17 protein-coding genes are annotated in these 20,620 nt (G+C 62.9%); 9 read left to right on the top strand and 8 right to left on the bottom strand.

The window, feature by feature from the left end; all coding sequences use genetic code 11:
* The first annotated feature begins 31 nt into the window (after positions 1-31).
* Together BT179_RS03895 and BT179_RS03890 are read left to right on the top strand one after the other, a co-directional pair.
* Positions 32-466 carry a MarR family transcriptional regulator gene (locus tag BT179_RS03895; protein ID WP_072389583.1) on the top strand — a complete coding sequence of 145 codons (435 nt, stop codon included), beginning with the start codon at positions 32-34 and terminating at the stop codon, positions 464-466.
* Positions 467-617: 151 nt separating this feature from the next.
* A complete protein-coding gene (locus BT179_RS03890; RefSeq protein WP_072430239.1) occupies positions 618-2,585 on the top strand; it encodes a motility hub landmark protein FimV in 1,968 nt (655 codons plus the stop codon).
* A 93-nt stretch (positions 2,586-2,678) separates the two neighbouring features.
* On the opposite strand, the gene BT179_RS03885 is transcribed toward BT179_RS03890, so the two are convergent.
* Entirely contained in the window at positions 2,679-4,880 is a 2,202-nt protein-coding gene (locus BT179_RS03885; RefSeq protein WP_072389579.1) for a patatin-like phospholipase family protein, read from the bottom strand.
* A gap of 71 nt (positions 4,881-4,951) precedes the next feature.
* On the opposite strand from BT179_RS03885, the gene BT179_RS03880 reads away from it, so the two are divergent.
* Positions 4,952-5,239, top strand: coding sequence for an Rdx family protein (locus BT179_RS03880; RefSeq protein ID WP_072389577.1), 288 nt, complete (start codon positions 4,952-4,954; stop codon positions 5,237-5,239).
* Here the strand turns inward: BT179_RS03880 and BT179_RS03875 are convergent.
* Together BT179_RS03875 and BT179_RS03870 are read right to left on the bottom strand one after the other, a co-directional pair.
* Positions 5,233-6,123 (bottom strand): DMT family transporter, encoded by an 891-nt coding sequence (locus BT179_RS03875; RefSeq protein ID WP_072389575.1) that lies wholly within the window; start codon positions 6,121-6,123, stop codon positions 5,233-5,235. The genes BT179_RS03880 and BT179_RS03875 overlap by 7 nt on opposite strands.
* Before the next feature lie 162 nt (positions 6,124-6,285).
* Entirely contained in the window at positions 6,286-7,035 is a 750-nt protein-coding gene (locus BT179_RS03870) for a helix-turn-helix transcriptional regulator (RefSeq protein ID WP_072389573.1), read from the bottom strand.
* Between the two features lie 135 nt (positions 7,036-7,170).
* On the opposite strand from BT179_RS03870, the gene BT179_RS03865 reads away from it, so the two are divergent.
* Entirely contained in the window at positions 7,171-7,986 is an 816-nt protein-coding gene (locus tag BT179_RS03865) for a UDP-2,3-diacylglucosamine diphosphatase (protein WP_072389571.1), read from the top strand.
* Between the two features lie 2 nt (positions 7,987-7,988).
* Here the strand turns inward: BT179_RS03865 and BT179_RS03860 are convergent, their stop codons facing one another.
* Positions 7,989-8,300: an Mpo1-like protein gene (locus BT179_RS03860; RefSeq protein WP_072389569.1), complete on the bottom strand. Its 312-nt coding sequence runs from the start codon at positions 8,298-8,300 to the stop codon at positions 7,989-7,991.
* A 156-nt stretch (positions 8,301-8,456) separates the two neighbouring features.
* Between BT179_RS03860 and BT179_RS03855 the strand changes: the two genes are divergently transcribed.
* Complete coding sequence (locus BT179_RS03855; RefSeq protein ID WP_072430240.1) at positions 8,457-9,512, top strand: AraC family transcriptional regulator; 1,056 nt, start codon at positions 8,457-8,459, stop codon at positions 9,510-9,512.
* Here the strand turns inward: BT179_RS03855 and BT179_RS03850 are convergent.
* The gene (locus tag BT179_RS03850; RefSeq protein WP_072389565.1) at positions 9,469-10,923 is read right to left on the bottom strand and encodes a TrkH family potassium uptake protein; all 1,455 of its coding nucleotides are present in this window, start codon (positions 10,921-10,923) and stop codon (positions 9,469-9,471) included. The genes BT179_RS03855 and BT179_RS03850 overlap by 44 nt on opposite strands.
* A 172-nt stretch (positions 10,924-11,095) precedes the next feature.
* On the opposite strand from BT179_RS03850, the gene BT179_RS03845 reads away from it, so the two are divergent.
* Positions 11,096-11,659, top strand: a complete 564-nt coding sequence (locus BT179_RS03845; RefSeq protein ID WP_072430241.1) for an NAD(P)H nitroreductase — start codon at positions 11,096-11,098, stop codon at positions 11,657-11,659.
* 80 nt (positions 11,660-11,739) lie between these two features.
* On the opposite strand, the gene BT179_RS03840 is transcribed toward BT179_RS03845, so the two are convergent.
* The 3 genes from BT179_RS03840 to phhA form a co-directional block, all read right to left on the bottom strand.
* Positions 11,740-12,933 carry an amino acid aminotransferase gene (locus BT179_RS03840; protein WP_072389561.1) on the bottom strand — a complete coding sequence of 398 codons (1,194 nt, stop codon included), beginning with the start codon at positions 12,931-12,933 and terminating at the stop codon, positions 11,740-11,742.
* Positions 12,933-13,289 (bottom strand): 4a-hydroxytetrahydrobiopterin dehydratase, encoded by a 357-nt coding sequence (locus tag BT179_RS03835; RefSeq protein WP_003184087.1) that lies wholly within the window; start codon positions 13,287-13,289, stop codon positions 12,933-12,935. The genes BT179_RS03840 and BT179_RS03835 overlap by 1 nt, the downstream gene beginning before the upstream one ends.
* A gap of 98 nt (positions 13,290-13,387) precedes the next feature.
* Positions 13,388-14,245 carry a phenylalanine 4-monooxygenase gene (phhA, locus tag BT179_RS03830; RefSeq protein WP_256343703.1) on the bottom strand — a complete coding sequence of 286 codons (858 nt, stop codon included), beginning with the start codon at positions 14,243-14,245 and terminating at the stop codon, positions 13,388-13,390.
* Positions 14,246-14,519: 274 nt separating this feature from the next.
* On the opposite strand from phhA, the gene BT179_RS03825 reads away from it, so the two are divergent.
* From BT179_RS03825 to BT179_RS03815, 3 genes are all read left to right on the top strand, one after another.
* Positions 14,520-16,076, top strand: a complete 1,557-nt coding sequence (locus BT179_RS03825; protein ID WP_072430242.1) for a sigma-54-dependent transcriptional regulator — start codon at positions 14,520-14,522, stop codon at positions 16,074-16,076.
* Between the two features lie 230 nt (positions 16,077-16,306).
* A complete protein-coding gene (locus BT179_RS03820; protein WP_072430243.1) occupies positions 16,307-17,008 on the top strand; it encodes a WbqC family protein in 702 nt (233 codons plus the stop codon).
* 51 nt (positions 17,009-17,059) lie between these two features.
* Positions 17,060-20,602 (top strand): glycosyltransferase, encoded by a 3,543-nt coding sequence (locus tag BT179_RS03815; RefSeq protein WP_072430244.1) that lies wholly within the window; start codon positions 17,060-17,062, stop codon positions 20,600-20,602.
* Positions 20,603-20,620 lie beyond the last annotated feature (18 nt).

Raw genomic sequence — 20,620 nt, 5'->3', positions numbered from 1 at the left:
TTTTCTTATTTTAAGATCTGATGAGTTTTCTATGTCGTTGACCGATCAACACCGTTTTGGCATGCAATTGGCGCAAATGTCTCGAGGCTGGCGTGCCGAACTGGACCGGCGCCTGGCCGGGTTGGGCCTGTCCCAGGCGCGTTGGCTGGTGCTGCTGCACCTGGCCCGTTTCGAACATGCGCCGACCCAGCGAGAACTGGCCCAGAGCGTCGCGGTAGAAGGCCCGACGCTGGCGCGTCTGCTGGACAGCCTGGAAACCCAGGGGCTGGTGCAACGCCAGGCCGTGGCCGAAGACCGCCGGGCCAAGAAGATTGTCCTTTGCGCACCGGCCCGACCGTTGATCGAACAGATCGAAACCATTGCCACCCAACTGCGTCGAGAGCTGTTCGAAGGCGTCGACGAAGCGGACATGCGGGTGTGCATGCGGGTCCACGGCACGATCCTGGCCAACCTGGAAAAGTCCTGAGGCATATCCCTGGCGCCAGACTTTTGAGATTCGGCGGTTAGCGAACTATAACCATAGGGGGCTCTTGTTCAGTTTTCCCAACCTGAAACTGAACGAGATCACCAGCTTGCGCTCGTATTGAAAGCTGTTCTGGTCATCGAAAGGGATACCCATGCTTGGAAGTTTGCAGTCCACGTTGCGCAGTTGGGTCAACGTGTCAGTGGTCATGGGTGCCTTGGGGTATCCGGCTCTGGCGTCAGCGCTGGGCCTTGGGGAAATCACGCTTCATTCCGCCTTGAACCAGCCGTTGCGCGCCGATATTGCCCTGGTGGATGTGGCCGGGCTCGAAGAGGGCGATCTATCGGCCAGCCTGGCGAGCCCGGACGACTTCAGCCGGGCCGGCGTGGAGCGGGTGTTTTTCCTGAGCAACCTGCGGTTTACGCCGGTGCTGCGCGGCGAACGCAGTTTCATTCGGGTGACTTCCAGCAAACCGGTGGAAGAGCCTTTCCTCAATTTCCTGGTGCAGCTCAATCAGCCCAATGGACGCCTTCTGCGTGAATACACGGTGCTGATCGACCCGCCAGGCACGGCAGCTATCGTACCTGTCACCGACGCGACCGCCAGTACGCCCAAGGCAGCGGCATCGACCCAGGCGGCGCCAGCCATCAAGCCACCTGCGGCGACCCAAGGCAAGCGCTACACCGTCGTGCAGGGAGACAACCCCTGGATCATTGCCAAGCGCCTGCATGACGCGGGCAGCGGTGCCTCGGTCAACGAGCTGATGCAGGGCATCCTGGCCCTGAACCCCGGCAGCGACCGGCTCTCCATCGGCCAACGCCTGTTGCTGCCCGATTCGGCCGTGTTGCCTGCCCCTGCTGATACGGCTCCGGCCCCGGCCGATTCCAACGAGCAACTGGCCGCCAGCGTGCTGCAGAACCAGCAGCAACAGAAAACCATCGAAGAGCTGCAGGCCCGGCTCCAGGCCCAGGACGAAGAAATTGCCGGCCAGCGCCAGCAGATCAGCGAACTGCAGACGAAACTGGCCGAGCTCACCCCAGCTCCCGGTGCCACGGTGTCTGCGCCAACGGCGTCCCCCGCAGCGGAGGCTGTGAATGACACCCCGCCGGCTGACGCGCAACCGGTGGCGGAGCCTGGGGGCATCGACTGGTCATGGGTGGCGGCGCTGGTGGGCCTGTTGGGGCTGCTCGCCTTGTTATTGTTCATTCGCCGCCGGCAACAGGCCCAGGTCGGTTCGGAGTCGATGACCGAGCGTCCCGCCCCCCTGCTGGAGGACAGCACCGATACCTATGGAACGACTGTGGAGACGGACCCGCCAGAAGTCGCCGCGTCGTTCAATAATGGCGATACCCCACTGGGCGACGTGCTGGAAGGGGTGGGGATCTACCTGACCTATGGCCGCTTCGCCGAAGCGGCGGGATTGCTCCGGGCCGCGCTGCTGGCGGAGCCGGAACGCACCGACCTGGGCCTCAAGCTGCTGGATGTGCTGGGCAAGCAGGGGGATGCCATCGGCTTCCAGGTCCAGGAGCATCACTTGGCCACGCAGGGAGTCGATGCCTCGACGCTGGAGGAGGTCCGGGCAAAGTATCCCAAGGTCGCCGTGGCCAGCGCACCCGAGGCCGTGCCCCCGGCGCCCCAGGCGCCAATTCCTGTTCCTGCTCCCGCTCCCGAGCCGGCCCCTTTACACCCGCCGGGCGAGTTCGAGCTGAACCTGGATGAGCTGTCCATGGATTCCAGCTGGGATCTCAAGGAAGGGCAGGAGGCCACCGGCGGCAAAAACGTCGAGCCTCCACTGGCCCTCGACGATTTGTCGCTTTCCGGTTTCGACGAACCGGAGCTGCAATGGGGCGCGCCGTTGGAAACCGAGTCACTGGACGATGCTTTCCTCGACGGGTTCGCCGATGAGGAGCAGTCCCTGGAGCTCGAGCCGCTGTCGCTGGAGCCCGAAGCGACCTCTCCGGATCCACAGGCATCGGAGCATTCGGAAAAGCTTGAGCAGGCGCAGAATTGTATCGACGATGGCGACATCAAGACCGCCATCACGTTGCTCGAAGAACTGCTCCAGGAGGGCGACGAACCCCTCAAGCAGACCGCGCGGGTGCTGTTGGCCGGGATTCGCTGATACTTCTTCAAAAGCCTCCAGGGGAGATGGGCCTCTTCCCGGGCTGGCCCGTGAAGAAGCCCGTCCAGAGATCCAATCTTCCCTGCCTGGCCATCAGAACGTCTGGCCCAGATTCAGGTACACCGCCTGCTCATCGTCGTCGTTGAAGCCGTAGCTGAAGTTCAGCGGGCCCAGCGGTGTGTCGAAGCCCAGGAAAATGCTGGCGGCGTTGATGTAGCCGCTGTCGAATTCGTTGTCGTTGTTCCAGGCCCGACCGCGCTCCAGCGAGCCGCCGAAGTACAGTGGGAAATCCAGGGGCAGGTAGGCTCGGGGTGTCAGCCGGCGGTAGTAAACGGCGCGCATCAGGCTCATGTTCTGCCCGGAAATGCCGTCTTCGCGAAAGCCTGATAGCTGCCGTGCGCCGCCGAGCACGAAGCTCGACGTCACGATCTCGGCCGTGTCGAGGGTCCGCCCGTAGCGCCCGCCGAGGATGAACGTGTTCGGGCCACTGCTCATGGCCTTGTCCAGCTTCAGCTCCCACTGGCGATAGCGCTGGTCGGAGCCCAGGCCCGGATCGTACTGGCGCCAGGACAGGCCGAGATCTTCGCCTTCGTGGGGGAAGTACACGTTGTCCAGGGAGTCGAACGAGTATTTCAGCTCGTAGAAGCCTTCGTTGAAGTCCTCGCTGGGTTGGTCGTGGTCGCCGATGCGCACGTCCGCCTTGCCCCAGGCCTGGCCGACCCCGAAACGGATCTCGCCGCTGTTGCCGATCTGGCGGCCCAGGTTCAGGCCCAGGCCATAACGCTCCACGCGGTATTGCGCGACCGGGTCGTTGTCCAGGATCGATTCCACGTTGCGAGATTCGAATTGCCCGTAGGGGGCGATGAAGTAGCGCGAGCCTACGTCCAGCGGCTGATAGAACTCGCTGTACAACTCCTGCCGGTCGCCGATCTGGGCCCGGGTCAGCCATTCTGCGCCCAGGCGATTGATGCCGTTGACCCGATAGCTGGCGCCGAGGTTGAAGGCGCTGTCGCCGCGCATATCGTCCGACAGGCTCAGGCCCAGTCGCAGATAGTCGGTACCGGTGCGCTTGCCCCGGGCGTTGATCACCAGGGTGTTGTCCGGTCCCTTGTGGACCACGCGATATTGCACCTGTTCGAAGTAGTCCAGGCCGTACAGCGTGCCCATGTCGGTTTGCAGGCGGCCCAGGTCCAGGGGCTCACCGATCTGCTGGCGAATGTAATAGCGAATCACGTCATCGCCCACTTTCGAATCGTTTTCCACGCGAATGGCCGTGATGACCGGTGTCCGTTCGCTGGGCGTGCGTGCGGCCATGAGTTGTGGATCGGTCGGCTCGGGAGGCCGCAGGTGGGCCAGGCGGGCCTGGAGAATCCGGGTGGCGCGATAGCCGGCATCGATCATTTCCCGGGCCTGGCCGAAGTCGGTCGAGCCGAAGCTCGCCAGGGCCGGCTGGATCAGCACGTCGTCTTTCTTCAGAGTTGCCAGTTGCTCTTGGGAATTGCGCCGGGTCATCAGGGTGGTCGACTGGTTCAGGACGTCGAGCACCGTCACCAGTTGCTTGCGGTTGCGCAACGGGGTGCCGATGTCCACCACAATGGCCATGTCCACGCCCATCTCCCTGGCCACGTCCAGCGGGATGTTGTCGCTCATGCCGCCGTCCACCAGCAGACGGCCATCCAGCTCCACCGGGGCGAACACCGCCGGGATCGACATGCTGGCGCGGATGACCTTGGGCAAGTGACCCTTGCGGAACACCACCTTTTCGCCGCTGGCGATGTCGGTCGCCACGGCGCGGAACGGGATCGGCAGTTTGTCGAAGTCCCGGGTGTCGCTGGCATGTGCCAGCAGGCTCTCGAGCAGCAGAGCCAGGTTCTGCCCCTGGATGACGCCCAATGGCAGGCCGAGGCTGCCGTCATCGCGAAAGCTCAGTTTCTGTTTCACCAGGAAGTCACGGTCGTCCTGCTTGCGCCGGAACGGCACGTCCTTGCGCGGCGGGGCATCGGACAGGGCCTGCTGCCAGTCGATTTCCAGGGCGAGTCTTTCCAGCTCGTCGATCTTGTAGCCGGAGGCGTACAGCCCGCCGATCACGGCGCCCATGCTGGTGCCGGCGATGGCGTCGATCCGGATACCCTGTTCTTCCAGGGCCTTGAGTACGCCGATATGGGCCAGGCCTCGTGCCGCGCCGCCGGACAACACCAGGCCGATCTTCGGACGCGGGGTTTGGACGGCAGGCTCGTTGGCATGACTGAACAAGGGCAACAGGAGCAGAAGCAGGCAAGGCAGCAGGCGGCGCATCGTCGATCTCGGGGCGGACGGTCAAAGGCGAGTAGTATAACGATGCCTTCGAATCCACGAGTCGACCCGCAATGACCGAGCATAAACCGGAAATCGTCATCACCTATTGCACCCAATGCCAGTGGTTGCTGCGTGCCGCCTGGCTGGCCCAGGAACTGCTGAGCACCTTCGGCGACGATCTGGGCAAGGTCTCCCTGGTGCCGGGCACTGGCGGGGTTTTCCACATTGGCTGCGACGGTGTGCAGCTCTGGGAGCGCAAGGCCGACGGCGGCTTCCCCGAGGCCAAGGTGCTCAAGCAGCGGGTGCGCGATCAGATCGATCCGGAGCGGGACCTGGGCCATAACGACCGGGTTCAGTGAGACGTCGCTTCGACGCCTGCCGGCGGTGCCTTGGAACGGCTCAGCTGGCTCGACACCACGATCGCGACGATGATCAGCACGCCGCCCAGCAACATGCGCAATGTCGGGCTCTCACCGAACAGCAGCCAGGCCATGGCGATGCCGTAGACCGGCTCCATGGCGAAGACCACCGCCGCGGTGCGCGCCTTGATCACTTCCAGGCTGGCGACGAACAGGCTGTGGGCCAGGCCGGTGCAGAGCACCCCGAGCAGGGCGATCCACAGCCAGTCGAGCGCACGTACATCGCTCAACTGCGGCGCGGCCAGGGGCAGCAGGCATAACCCCACCACCAGGTTCTGGCACAGCGCGGCCTGCACGGGCGGAACGCGGCCGGAGCCGGCACGGTTGGTCAGCGACAGCAGGGAGAACAGCAAGCCCGAAGCCACCGCCCACAGCAGGCCGGTGGTGGCACCGCTGGCCAGGTCGAAATCCGGCGTGACCAGCACCAGGCCGATGCTCACCAATACCACCAGCAGGATTTCATTGGCGCGTATTCGCTCCCGGAAGATCAACCCTTCGAGCAGCACGGTAAACGCGGGGAAACTGGCGAATCCCAGCGTAGCGACCGCAACGCCGGCGACTTTTACCGCGATGAAGAAGCTTACCCAGTGCGCTGCCAGCAGCAGTCCGCCCAGCAACAGGCGACGGCTATCCGCTGCACGGAGTTTCTGCCAGGAGGTGCTACTGGCGAACCGGGCAAAGAACGCCAGGGCCAGCACGGCAAACGTGGCGCGGCCGAACACGATGATCGTCGGCGACGCGGCAGCCAGCTTGCCGAACACACCGGTCAGGCCGAACATGAGGGCGCCGATGTGCAGGGCGCCGAGGGCGGTACGGGGAGTCATTACAGTCCTTTCTATAAAGCGGCGGATGCACGCAGAACCTTGTGCAAGTACGCTGCGGCGCGACCCGACTAAAGCCCGCGCCACGCCGGCATGGCTGGTCAGTATTCAAGCGTGGGACAGCCCGGCGCGTCTGTCGCGATCCTAGCGGTTTTTAGCGCACGGCTAGCGCTGGCGTCGCAGTTTGCCCGGCGAGGCGCCAAATTCGCGCAGCACGGCGGCGGCGAAGGCACTCTGGGAGCTGTAGCCGACCCGGTGGGCGATCTCGCCGATGGGCAGGTCCGAGTCCCGCAGCAACCCCACGGCCTTGTGCAGGCGACGGCTGCGGATGTATTCCATCGGGGTCTGTCCGCATTCGGCGACGAAGCGCGCATGCAGGCGGGCGCTGGAGAGACCGGCGACCTGGGCCAGGTCCGCCACCTGCAATGGATAGGCGGCGTACTGGTCGATGTGGGCGTCGAGGGCGGCGTAGGGCAGGCGCCGGCCACCGGTGGGGGCGGGACGCGCGTCATTGAGGCTGGCCAGCAGCAGCACCGCCCCCTGCCGGGCGATCAACGGATCGTCCATCCGGCTGCCCGCCAGCCAACTGACCAACTGGCTTTGCCCCGCATCCAGGGGCAGGCGGGCACTGGTGTCGAGCAACCGGCGGCTGGCGTCGGCATGATCGCCCAGGCATTGATCGAGCCAATCGCCGCCGGGTACATCCAGTACCAGGCAACGACTGCCTTTGGGGCTGTCGCAGGCGTGATGGGCACCGGCCGGCACCACCACGAAACTTTGCCGGACCACCTGGCTGCCGCAACCTTCGACCTCGAAATCCAGCGCGCCGGACAGCCCGAACACCAGTTGAGGGTGGTCATGGCTGTGGACGATCAGGTCCTGGCTGTATTGGCGTAGCGTGAGGATCGGTCTCATCGCGGTCTCCCATGGCAGGCCGTCAGGATACACCCAGGTCGCGATGCATGGCCCTGTCATGTAACCGACTTGTATTTGTCATGGGCCATTAATCGCCGGCATGCACAGTGGTGAAAACGATCAGAGGGGTTGCCCATGACCAGCGCCGAGCTCGCCAGACCCAGCCGCAAGCAGCGTGTTCGCACCCTGTGGATTTCCGACGTGCACCTGGGCACCCGGGACTGTCAGGCCGAGCACCTGTCACAGTTCCTCAAGGGCTACCACGCCGACAGGATCTACCTGGTCGGCGACATCATCGACGGCTGGAAGCTGCGCGGCGGCATGTACTGGCCCCAGGCGCATACCAACGTCATCCGGCGCTTGCTGACCATGAGCAAGCGCGGCACCGAAGTGATCTACGTGACGGGTAACCACGATGAATTCCTGCGTCGCTATTCGAAGCTGATCCTGGGCAACATCCAGCTGGTGGACGAAGCGGTGCATGTCACCGCCGACGGCCGGCACCTGCTGGTGATCCATGGCGATCAGTTCGATGTCATCACCCGGTACCATCGTTGGCTGGCGTTCCTCGGGGATTGGGCCTACGAATTCACCCTCACGCTGAACCGCTGGCTCAACCATTGGCGGGCCCGTTATGGCTATGGCTACTGGTCGCTGTCGGCGTACCTCAAGCACAAGGTCAAGACTGCCGTGAGCTTCATCAGCGATTTCGAGGAAGCCATCGCCCACGAATGCGTCAAGCGCGAACTGCACGGCGTGGTGTGCGGGCACATCCACCATGCCGAGATCCGCAAGGTAGGGGAGGTGGAATACCTCAATTGCGGTGATTGGGTCGAATCGTGCACCGCGTTGATCGAGCACTGGGATGGTTCGATCGAACTCTATCGCCTGGCGGAGGCCCAGGCGCGAGAGGCTCGGCTGAAGGCAATCAAGGTCGCCGAGCCGGCTTGAGCTCAGAACGCGACCTTGCCCAGGCACATGTCGCGGTACATGACGAAATCCCCCAGCAGGCTGTAGAACGGATGCTGGAAGGTGGCCGGGCGGTTTTTTTCGAAGAAGAAATGCCCGACCCAGGCGAAGCCGTAGCCTGCCACGGGCAGCGCCAGCAACCAGGCGCCGTTGCCGACGACGAGCGCCATGACGAAAATCAGAATGACCAGGGAAGTACCGACGAAGTGCAGGCGCCGGCAGGTGCTGTTGCTGTGTTCGCCCAGGTAGTACGGATAGAACTCGGCGAATGTGCTGAATGTCTTGGTGTTTTCCACGATTGCTTGCTCGGTGGTTATTGTTCTGGTGCCGATCGCGCCATTCTTCTGGAAGTCTAGGAGCCCTTGTCATCGACGGACAGTGACAATGGGCGCCACTTTAGTATCCTTCGCAAATCCGGCCGCAACGCGCGGCTCGTCATGCAAGTAAATGTCATGAGCGAACGAACGACTTCTTCAAGTTGGGCGATGGGGATTGTCAAGGCGCTGGAGATGGACGGCCTGGATTGTCGCGCGATGTTCGGGCAGTTGGGGCTGGACTTCGAAGCGCTGGACGATCCGGATGCCCGTTTCCCCCAGGACTCCATGACGCGGCTCTGGCAATTGGCGGTGGAGCTGTCGGGCAATCCGGCCATCGGTTTGAACATGGGCAAGATCGTGCGCCCGGCGTCGTTCCATGTTGTGGGTTATGCCCTGATGTCCAGCCGCACATTGCTCGAAGGTTTCCAGCGGTTGGTGCGCTATCAGCGGATCATCGCCGAAAGCGCCGAGGCCAGCATCCGCCAGATTGAGGGCCATTACGGGCTGGTCCTGGCGGTGCACGGCGATCACCTGCCTCCCACCCGGCAAAGTACCGAGGCATCCCTGGCCTGCGCGTTGAGCCTGTGCAACTGGCTGACCGGACGCACCCTGCATCCGGTGAAAGTGTTGTTCCAGGGCCCTGAGCCCCTTGATCCGACGCCCTACCGCCAGGCTTTCCCCGCGCCGCTGATGTTCAATGCGCCCTACGATGCGCTGATCTTCGAACGGGCAGACATGGAGGTACCGCTGCCGACGGCCAACGAGGCCATGGCGTTGCTGCATGACCGTTTCGCCGGCGAATACCTGGCGCGTTTTTCGGAAAGCCGCGTGACTCACAAGGCGCGCCAGGCTCTTTGCCGGCTGCTGCCCCAGGGCGAACCCAAGCGTGACGTGGTGGCGCAGGCATTGCACCTGTCTCAACGCACCTTGCAGCGACGCCTGCAGGAAGAGGGCACCAGCTTCCAGCATCTGCTGGATGACACCCGCCGCGAGCTGGCCGAGCAGTACCTGACGCAGCCGGACATGACCTTGCTGGAAATCGCCTATCTGCTGGGGTTTGCCGATCCGAGCAATTTTTTCCGCGCCTTTCGCCGCTGGTTCGATACGACGCCCGGCGAGTACCGGGCGGCACGGGCGGCCAAACCGGTCAGTGACGCCAGAACGCCGGGATACACAGCACGAACACTGTGATGATTTCCAGCCGGCCCAGGAGCATGCCCGCCGACAGGATCCACTTGGCCGCGTCCGGCAGCGGCGCGAAGTTGCCGGCCGGGCCGATGGTTTCCCCCAGCCCCGGGCCGACGCCGGATACCGTACTGGCCGCGCCGGTCAGCGCGGTCATCCACTCCACGCCCAGCAGCGACAGCAGCAGGGCGATGACGCAGATGGTGATGGCGAAGAAGAACGAGAACGTGAGGATCGAGCGCACGATTTCCTCGTCGAGGCGGTGGCCGTTGTATTTCTGCTTGATCACCGCGCGCGGATGGATCAGTTGCGTGAGGTTGGCCCTGAGCAGGATGTAGGCGACCTGGAAACGGAAGATCTTGATCCCGCCGGCCGTCGAGCCCGAGCAGCCGCCGACGAAGCCGAGGTAGAAAAACAGCATCAGGGAGAAGTTGCCCCACAGGCTGTAGTCGCCCAGGGCGAAACCGGTGGTGGTGACGATCGACGTCACGTTCAGGGCCACGTGCCGCAAAGCGTCCAGCCAATGCAGGTCGGTGGTCGCCCAGTACCAGGTGCCCAGTACCAGCCAGGTCACCAGCAGCACGCCGATCAGGCCCTGGACCTGCTGGTCCTTGATCAGCGCCCGGCGATGGCCGCGCAGCATCGAGACATACAGGGCGAACGGCAGGCTGCCGAGGATCATGATGACGATGGCGACCCAATGCACCGCCGGCTGGCTCCATTTGGCCAGGGACAGGTCGGAGGTGGAAAAACCGCCGGTCGAGATCGCCGACATCGAATGGTTGATGGCATCGAACGGGCTCATCCCGGCCCACCAGAGCGCCAGCGTGCCGAAAATGGTGATACCGACATAGGAGGCCACGATCAACCGCGCCACCATGTGGGAGCGCGGCATGACCTTTTCCGAGCGGTCCGACGATTCGGTCTGGAACAGCCGCATGCCACCGATGCGCAGCAGCGGCAGGATCGCCACGGCCATGCCGATGAAGCCGATCCCGCCGAGCCAGTGCAGCAGCGAGCGCCACATCAGGATGCCGGGGGACATGTTGTCCAGGCCGCTCAGGACCGTGGCGCCGGTGGCGGTGATTCCCGACATGCTTTCGAAAAACGAATCCGTGTAGCTGATGTGCTGGGTCAGCAGGAATGGCAGCGCTGCGAAAATGCACACCACCAGCCAACTGCTGACGGTCAGCAGGTACATGTCCCGGGGCCGCAGATGCACATGCTCGGGACGTCCCGGGAGCACCAGGGCCAGGCCGGCGACGAAGGTGATCATGCTCGACCAGAGAAACGACGGCAGGTCGCCCGTGCGCTCGAAAACCAGCAACGTGGCCATGGGCACGACCATGAAGATCGCCAGGGTGATCAGGAAGATGCCGATGATGAAACCAATGATTCGCAGGGTCGGCAACGCCATGGAGTCCGCTCGGGCTGAAAGGGAAGGGCGCCATTCTACCTGCGGCAAATGGCATGTAAACCGCCATCCGGGGCCTGGCGGGTGCGGCCTGGGAGCCGGTATTCGAATTTGCGCTGACGGACTCGCCGTACAGCCACTAGAATAGCCGGACATTTTTCCAGGGAGGTGGCCGATGCAGGCTCTCGACGCTTTGCTCAACCGTGTTTCCGTTCCACGCCTGATTGACCCGGCGCCTACGCCCGAGCAGCGGGAGGTCATGTTCGCCGCCGCGATGCGCGCGCCGGATCATGGCCAGTTGCGGCCATGGCGTTTTCTGACGGTCGAAGGGCAAGCGCGTTATCGCATGGGCGAACTGCTGGCCGAAGCGGCGCGTTTCAATGACCCGCTGGTGGCTGAGGCCGTTGTGGAAAAGGCCCTCAATGGCCCGCTGCGTGCGCCCCTGGTCGTGGTGGTGATCGCTCGTCTGCAAGACCATTTCAAGATCCCCAAGTCCGAGCAATTGCTGGCGGCCGGCTGCGCGGCCCATGCAATCCTGCTGGCGGCCTACGCCCAGGGCGTCGGTGGCGTATGGCGTACGGGAGAACTGGCCTATTCGCCCCACGTGGCCGAGGGGCTTGGCCTGGAAGTGGGGGAAGAAGTGATCGGTTTCCTCTACCTGGGCACGCCGCAGAAGGAAGCGCGTACGGCGCCCAAGGAAGACATCAGCGAATTCGTTCGCGAGTGGACCGGCCAGTAAACGCCATATCGCACCGCCGCATCCGTTCGGCTGGGTCATCGTGGCGAAGGGCAGGCCCCCTCGCCACGAATGCGCTGCGATTATCGGCAGGCGTCGGCAATGGCCTGGGCCAGCAGATCCAGGCGCGTGGCATCGATGCCTGCCACGTTGGCCCGTCCTGTACCGACCATGTAGACACTGTGTCGCTCTCGCAGGTGCCTGACCTGTTCCGGGTTCAAGCCGGTGTAGGAAAACATCCCGCGTTGCACGCCGATGTGGGCGAAGCGTTCGCGCAGGCCGTGAGGCTCCAAGGCCTCCAGCAGGCCGCTGCGTAGCTGCGCGATGCGCAGACGCATGACCTGCACTTCGTCTGTCCACAGGCTCTTGAGGTGCGCGTCACCCAGGATCGTCGCCACCACCGCCGCGCCATGGTCCGGTGGCGTCGACCACAGGTTGCGGGCGATGTTGGCCAGTTGGCTGCGAATATCCTGCAGCTTCTCGCCATCCGCCGCACAGACGATCAACGCGCCGGTACGGTCCCTGTACAGGCCGAAGTTTTTCGAGCAGGAACTGGTGATCAACACTTCGGGCAAGGCCTGGGCAAACAGCCGGACCGCCCAGGCGTCTTGCTCCAGTCCATCACCGAAACCTTGGTAGGCAAAGTCGATCAAGGGCAGCAGATCGCGGCTGCGTACCACGTCCAGGACCTGGCGCCATTGCTCATGGGACAGGTCGAAGCCGGTGGGGTTGTGGCAGCAGGCATGCAGCAGCACCACATCGCCCTTCGGTGCCTGGCCCAGGGTGGCCAGCATCGCCTCGAAATCCAGACGGTTGTCGGCGCCCACGTAAGGGTAGAGGCGGGTCTTGACCCCTGCCGCGGCGAAGATGGTTTCGTGGATCGGCCAGGTCGGGTTGCTCAGCCAGACACCACGGCCCGGCAGGCATTGGGCAATGAAATCGGCGCTCAGGCGCAGCGCACCGGTGCCCCCCGGGGTCTGGGTGACGCCGGCGCGTTTGTCCATGACCAGCGGCGAGTCGGCCCCCAGCACCAGTTCACTGACCAATTGGCCGAACGTGGCGTCGCCATGGCCACCGATGTAGGTCTTGGTGGCTTGGCGTTCCACCAGCCGCTGCTCGGCCAGCTTCACGGACGCAAGGATCGGCGTCAGGCCCTGGGCGTCCTTGTAGACCCCTACGCCCAGGTCGAACTTGTTCGGGTTGCTGTCCGCACCGTAGGCCTCCATCAGGCCGAGGATCGGGTCACCGGGCACCCGGCCGATGGCATCGAAGTGCATTACTTGCGGCCCTCGGCGGTCTTGGCCACGTCATCGGTGCGGGCGGCCATGATGAAGTCGTTGCGGTGCAGGCCCTTGATGGAATGGCTCCACCAGGTCACGGTGACCTTGCCCCACTCGGTGAGCAGGCCCGGGTGATGGCCTTCGGCTTCGGAGATTTCGCCGACGGCGTTGGTGAACGCCAGGGCATGCTTGAAGTTCTTGAACAGGAAGACTTTTTCCAGCTGCATCACGCCGTCGCGCACTTCGATGTTCCAGTCCGGGATCTGCTTGATCAGGACCGGCAGTTCTTCGTCGCTGACTTGTGGGGCGTCGGCGCGGCAGGCTTCGCAATGGGCTTGGTTCAGAGTGTTCATGGTGTGTTCCTGGATCGAATAGTTGAAAGCGTCGATGCACCCACGCTAAAGCAAAGTCGTGCCGTGCAACAGACTCAATTGAGATCGAAAATCGCGGGTCACGCGGCTTTCGGTGGAAATTTCGGTGCGTGCAGGCCCAGTTCCCGGCCGCGCTTGACCATGCCCATGATGTCTTCGTGGGCCAGGTCGAACAGGCGCTTGAGTTCGGGCAGCACGAAATACACCGGCTGCAGGATGTCGATGCGATATGGCGTGCGCATGGCTTCCAGCGGGTCGAAGGGCTGGTGCTCCGGCTCGTCCGAGAGGCAATACACGGTTTCCTTGGGCGATGACAGGATGCCGCCGCCGTAGATGCGCCGGCCTTGAGGCGTTTCCACCAGGCCGAACTCGATGGTCATCCAGTACAGGCGCGCCAGGTAGACACGCTCTTCCTTGGAGGCCTGCAGGCCGAGCTTGCCGTAGGTGTGGGTGAATTCGGCAAACCAGGGGTTGGTCAGCAGCGGGCAGTGGCCGAAGATCTCGTGGAAGATGTCCGGCTCTTGCAGGTAGTCCAGTTCTTCACGGGTACGGATGAAAGTGGCCACCGGAAACTGCTTGCTGGCGAGCAATTCAAAGAAGGTCTGGAAAGGGATCAGCGCCGGCACCCGGGCGACTTGCCAGCCCGTGGTCTCGCCCAGCACTTTGTTGATTTCCCCCAACTGCGGAATGCGGTCGTGGGGCAGGCCGAGTTTGTCGATGCCGTCCAGGTATTCCTGGCACGCACGGCCTTCGATGACTTTCAGCTGGCGGGTGATCAGCGTATTCCACACCGCGTGTTCTTCGGCGGGGTAGTGGATAAAACCTTGCGCATCGGGCTCGCGGGCCACGTATTGCGTTTGCTTCATGCTGCTCTCCTGCTGTTTTTCCTCTGGTTTTTTCGAACCGGAGAAAGGCTGTTTATTTTTATGTCCAGCGATGCATTAGAGATAACCCCAAGCAGGGGATCGTGCAGCAGGTGCAAGCGCGCCAATCAATGATAGCTGTCCTCGTTCTGTAAAATTTTCGTGACGTTTTTTGCTGGCCTTCGATTCTCTGGAGATTTTCAGCTAGGAAAAGGCCTACAGCTGTCACATAATCTTGACGGTTATTTGCGCCTCCAGACAAAAACACTGGTGGGCTTGCTCCACCGGGCGACGCGGCAGCGCTTTGCGGGCCTTGTCCCTATCGATTCCTAACGCACCAGGCCTTCTCATGCGCATCAAAGTCCATTGCCAGAACCGCATCGGCATCCTGCGGGACATTCTCAATCTGTTGGTGGAGTACGGCATCAACGTTGCCCGGGGCGAAGTGGGGGGCGAGCATGGCAATGCGATTTACCTGCACTGCCCCAACCTGATCAATATCCAGTTCCAGGCGTTGCGCCCGAAATTCGAAGGCATCGCCGGGGTGTTCGGGGTCAAGCGCGTAGGGCTGATGCCAAGCGAGCGTCGGCACATGGAACTCAATGCCTTGCTTGGCGCCCTGGAGTTTCCGGTGCTGTCCATCGACATGGGCGGTTCCATCGTCGCGGCGAACCGGGCAGCGGCGCAACTGCTTGGAGTGCGGGTGGACGAGGTGCCGGGGATTCCACTGTCGCGCTACGCCGAGGATTTCGACCTGCCGGAACTGGTGCGCGCCAACCAGTCGCGGATCAATGGGTTGCGGGTCAAGGTCAAGGGGGACGTGTTCCTGGCCGACATCGCCCCGCTGCAATCGGAGCACGACGACAGCGAGGCCATGGCCGGCGCGGTGTTGACGCTGCATCGGGCCGACCGGGTCGGCGAACGGATCTATAACGTGCGCAAGCAGGAGCTGCGTGGCTTCGACAGTATTTTCCAGAGCTCGAAGGTGATGGCGGCGGTGGTCCGCGAGGCCCGGCGGATGGCGCCGCTGGATGCGCCGCTGTTGATAGAAGGCGAGACCGGCACCGGCAAAGAGCTGCTGGCTCGCGCCTGCCACCTGGCCAGTCCCCGGGGTCAATCCCCCCTCATGGCGCTCAATTGCGCCGGGTTGCCGGAATCCATGGCCGAGACCGAACTGTTCGGCTACGGCCCCGGCGCCTTCGAAGGCGCCCGTGCCGAAGGCAAGCTCGGCCTGTTGGAACTGACCGCCGGAGGCACGCTGTTCCTCGACGGCGTCGGGGAAATGAGCCCGCGCCTGCAGGTGAAGCTGCTGCGGTTCCTGCAGGACGGTTGCTTCCGGCGCGTCGGCAGCGATGAGGAGGTGTACCTGGACGTCAGGGTCATCTGCGCGACCCAGGTGGATTTGTCCGAGCTCTGTGCCCGGGGAGAATTCCGCCAGGACCTGTACCACCGCTTGAACGTGCTGTCCCTGCACATCCCGCCGTTGCGCGAATGCCTCGATGGCCTGACGCCACTGGTGGAGCATTTTCTCGACCAGGCCAGCCGCCAGATCGGCTGCCCGCTGCCCAGGCTGGCTCCGGCGGCGATGGACCGTCTGAGCCATTACCACTGGCCTGGCAACGTCCGGCAACTGGAAAACGTACTGTTCCAGGCCGTTTCCCTGTGCGATGGCGGTACCGTCAAGGCCGAGCATATTCGCCTGCCGGACTACGGCGTGCGCCAGCCTCTTGGTGATTTCTCACTCGAGGGCGGGTTGGACGAGATCGTCGGGCGTTTCGAGAAGGCGGTGCTGGAGCGCTTGTACTCCGAGCACCCCAGCAGCCGCCAACTGGGCAAGCGACTAGGGGTTTCCCACACCACCATTGCCAATAAGTTGCGTGAGTATGAGGTGGGAAAGGGCCAGTAGTTGAAGGTCCATGTCTGCCACTCTTTTCATACCTGATGTTCGTCAAGCGCTGGCTCGGTCTTGTCGTCGGTCCGATGTGAGGGCCATGTCCGCAATTGCACGCGCCTTGGGTATCACGGTAGCTGGTATGGGATTTGCTGTGTCCTGATCTGTCCCCACTTATTCATGCCTGGTGGCGATTTTTTGACAGGGCAGGGCCCCGGATTCCGCCGCGCTACGTGAGGTTCAGGATGCATAAGAAACTGGCTGTGGTTCAGTCGAACTACATTCCCTGGAAGGGTTATTTCGATCTGATCCGCAGTGTCGATGCGTTCGTCCTGTATGACGATGTCCAGTACACCCGTAGTGACTGGCGCAACCGCAACAAGATCAAGACCGCCCAGGGCGAGCATTGGCTGAGTATCCCGATCAAGAAGAAAGGCCGTCTCGGGCAGTTGATCAATGAGGTACAAGTCACCAATCCGGATTGGGCCGCAGCCCACTGGAAGACCATTGAGCAGAGCTACCGGCGCGCTTCATGCTTCAGGCAGATGGAGGCGCCGATCCGCTCGCTCTACGAACAGGCCGCCAACCTCACTCACCTGAGCCGTATCAACCACCTGTTCATCGCCGGCTTGTGCCCCCTGCTGGGCATTCACACGCCGCTGTACCGTTCCGAGGATCTGGGCCGTGCAGAAGGCAAGAATGAGCGCCTGATCCACTTATGCCAGGCCCTCGGTGCCGACGAATATCTCTCTGGACCCGCTGCCAGTCATTACCTGGACGAAGCGGCTTTCGCCGCCCAGGGGATTACCGTGTCGTATATGAGTTATGCCGGTTATCCCGAGTATCCCCAGGTCTACGGTGAGTTCCAGCATGCGGTCAGTGTCATAGACCTGTTGTTCAACACCGGCGCGGACGCATCGGCTTTCCTGGAGAAAAGGGCTGCCTGAGCAGGCCTTCCCAGTGACACCCTTTTGATTTGATTCTGGAGATTGCACCCGATGTCGAACCTTGCGCAGCAGGACGCTTACTCGCTCGAACAGGCGTTGGCGCGTTTGCGGCTGATGTACGCCAAGCCCGAGCATCCGTATTACTTCCTCGCGCCTGCCTATCGTGAATCGTCGTCGGGCGTCGTCTCGTTGCACTACCTCTGTCATATGCTCAACCTCAGTGGCCGCGAGGCCTATATCTGCGGCACAGAGGTGGTCAACCCGGACCTCAAGACGCCGCTGATCAATTCGACGATCAAGCAGCGCCATGCGGCAGCGGGCAAAGTGCCGATTGCGGTTTATCCGGAGGTGTTCCCCGGCAATCCGCTCAACTGTTCGGTCGTGGCGCGTTTTCTGCTGAATTTCGAGGGGTTTCTCACGGGTAATGGCATGGATGCCGCTCCCACCGACCTGTTCTTCTATTACGCTGCCCGGCTCGCCGAGCACCGAGGTGACCCTGACGGCGACCTGTTGTGCCTGCCGGCCATCGATGTCGAAATGTTCTCGACGGTGGGCACCGCGACTGAGCGCAAGGGAAGCTATCTCTACCAGAACCGTCACCCTCTGGGCCTGATCGATTACTCGCAACTGCCGGCCGATATCCGCCTGTTGAGCATGGCCAATCCCTTGCCCCTGCCCGAGCTGGCCAAGCTGCTGCGCGGGGCGGAGGTGATGTACAGCTATGAATGGTCGATGACCTGTGTCATGGCGGTGCTGTGTGGTTGCCCGGTGATATTCATTCCGGGGCATGGCGTCGACCAGCCACTGCTCGACACCAGTTTCTTCGGCAGCGTCGGCTTTGCCATGCTCGACCAGCCGGACCCGTTGGGGCATGCCCGGGCCAGCCTTGGTGACGCCTTGCAACGTTACGTCGAGCGCACTGCGTCTTTCTGGCAGCAACTGGATGTGTTTATCGCGAAAACCCAGGCAACCGCCGCTCGTGAGGCGGTCGGCAATCGTCTGGGAGCGCTCGACTGGTTGCGCAAACGCTACCCGACGGCGCAGCAGTTGCTTTTGATCAATGAGCGGTTGTCGGTCCCGGCGGCGCCTGCCTTCACTGTCGTCGTCCACGATGACGGCAATCAGCTGGCATTGGCGCATACCCTGGACAGCCTGGATAGACAGTTGTACCAACGCATCCATGTCTGCGTGATCGGTAGCGCCGACCCGGGGCGAGCCAACGTCCAGTGGTTGGCGTGCGATCCGAAGCAGCCGGCGGCCGCGATCAATGGCTTGCTCCAGGGCGTCCAGAGCGACTGGTTCATGCTGGTGGATGCGGGGGAGGAATTTATCGCCGCGGGGCTGCTGGTGATGGCTCAGAATCTACTCCAGGCGCCTGACAGTTGCCTGGCGGTATACGCCGACGAGGCGCTGCGTACGGGCGGTGTGGTCGACCTTTCGCTGCGACCCGATTTGAATCTGGACCTGCTCCTGGCGTTTCCGGCCGGTCTTTCTCGTCACTGGATGTTCCGTCGCGATGCGCTGGTGCGCTTGAACGGTTTTGACGATACCTGCGGCGATGCCTTCGAATTGGCTTACCAACTGCGCCTGATCAGCGAATGCGGGATGGCGAGCATCGGTCACGTCAGCGAACCGCTGTTGATTGCCAACGAGCTGCGTCATTGGCAATGCGCAGATGAATGCGCGGTCATCGATGCACATCTCCAGGCACGTGGCTACGGTCGGGCGCGAGCGATTGAACTTGCTACGACTGCGGGCCGCTATCGTATCGACTACGGCCACGAGCAGCAGGCTTCGGTCAGCATTCTGATTTACCTGGAAGGTCAACTGACGAATTTCCAGCGCTGCCTGGAAAGCCTGCTGTTGCACACTGATGCAGTGGACTTCGAGGTCTTGCTGATCGAGCCAGGCAACGATGACCCCGCGTTGCTGGAGTGGCTGGGGCTGGTCGAGCGGATGGGCGAAGGCCGGTTCCAGGTGTTGCGTTTCATGCCGGGGCAGTCTCGTGCGGGCATGTGCAATGCGGCGGCCCAGGACGCACGTGGAGAATACCTGCTCTGGCTCGATGCGCAAAGCGCTGTGCTGGAGCCGGGTTGGTTGCAGTCGTTGCTCAATCATGCCCAGCGTCCGGAAGTCGGCGCCGTGGGAGGCAAGCTGGAGGATAGCCAGGGTCGCATTCGCCAGGCGGACCTGGTGCTGGGGCTGGGCGCCATGGTCGGCCGGGCTTTTGAAGGTCTGCCCTCCGAGGCGGAGGGCTACATGGGACGGCTTGGGCTTGAACGCAATTGCTCTGCCCTGGGCGCCGAATGCCTGATGCTGCGTCGAGCGCTGTTCATTGAGGCTGGAGGCTTCGACAGCGACCCGCTGCTGGCGCCCTGGACCTCTGTCGACCTGTGTCTGAAGCTCCTGCAGGCAGGTTATCTGAATGTCTGGACGCCTTACGCGCGCCTGTTGATGGATTCTGTGGCTGGCATCCGTGCGAGCAGCCAGCAGGAAGATGCCTTGCTCGCACGCTGGTTGCCACAGCTTGCCCGCGACCCGGCCTACAACGCCAACTTTTCGCTGCGCGTCGGTGAGGGATTTGTCCGGGAAAACACTGATCTGTGCTGGTTTGCGCTGCAAGGCAGCGTACCGAGGGTGCTGGTCTGTGTCACCGAACAGCAGGCGGGCGCCTACTCGCGGCTGGTTCAACCCTTCAGTACGTTGCTTGAAGCAGGGCAGATTGAAGGTGTGGCTGTTTCAAGTCTGCTGTCGTCGGTGGAAATCGAGCGCCTGGCACCAACCACCGTGGTGTTGCAGCGCCCCCTGGACGACGCTGGGCTGCTGGCCCTGAGCCGCCTGAGGGCCTTTTCCAAAGCCTTCACCGTCTATGATCTGGATGGCTATCTACCGCAGATGGCGTTGAAGGGCGATTACGCTGCCGAAGAGCTGCTGGAGCGCCTGCGGTACGGAATGATGCAGGCCGATCGTGTGCTGGTCCCTACGCCCGCGCTGGCTGAACTGCTACAGGGTCACCACGACGATATTCGTGTGCTGGAAACCCTGCTGCCGGCTGCGTGGGGGCGTGTGCAAAGCAAGCGGCGCACTGGGCCCAGGCCGCGTCTGGGCTGGTTGGGCTGCAAGGATGCTCAGTTGTTGGCCGACGTGTTGCCCGCGTTCGCTGGCGAGGTGGATTGGGTGGTGCTCGGCGACTGCCCGGCGTCATTGCAACCTTTCCTGAAAGAACTGCACCCAAGTGTCGCGCAGCAGCAGTTGGCCGGGGCCATGGCCGCCTTGAATCTTGATCTTGCCCTGGTCCCCATGGCGGAAAACCTGGGCAATGCCTGTTCCGGCGACTTGCGTGTCCTGCAGCATGCCGCTTGCGGGCATCCGGTCATTTGCAGCCGAGTACCGGGTTTTATCGGTGGCGAGGTGTTGCCGCTGTCCCGGGTGAACAACGAGGCGCAGGAATGGATTCGGACGATTCGCATGCACCTGGAAGACCGTGAAGCCTCCGCGACGCTGGGCGATACCTTGCAGTCGACCGTACGTGCGCAGTGGCTGCTCCAAGGCGAGCGCCTCGACGCCTGGCGACGGGCCTGGTTGGCCGACTGATCCGTACAACTTATTACC

Origin of the sequence: Pseudomonas sp. NFACC43 (genome assembly GCF_900119645.1) — a bacterium.
GTDB lineage: Bacteria > Pseudomonadota > Gammaproteobacteria > Pseudomonadales > Pseudomonadaceae > Aquipseudomonas.
Note: the sequence above shows the minus strand (reverse complement) of the source record. Positions and strands in the feature narration are given on the sequence as shown.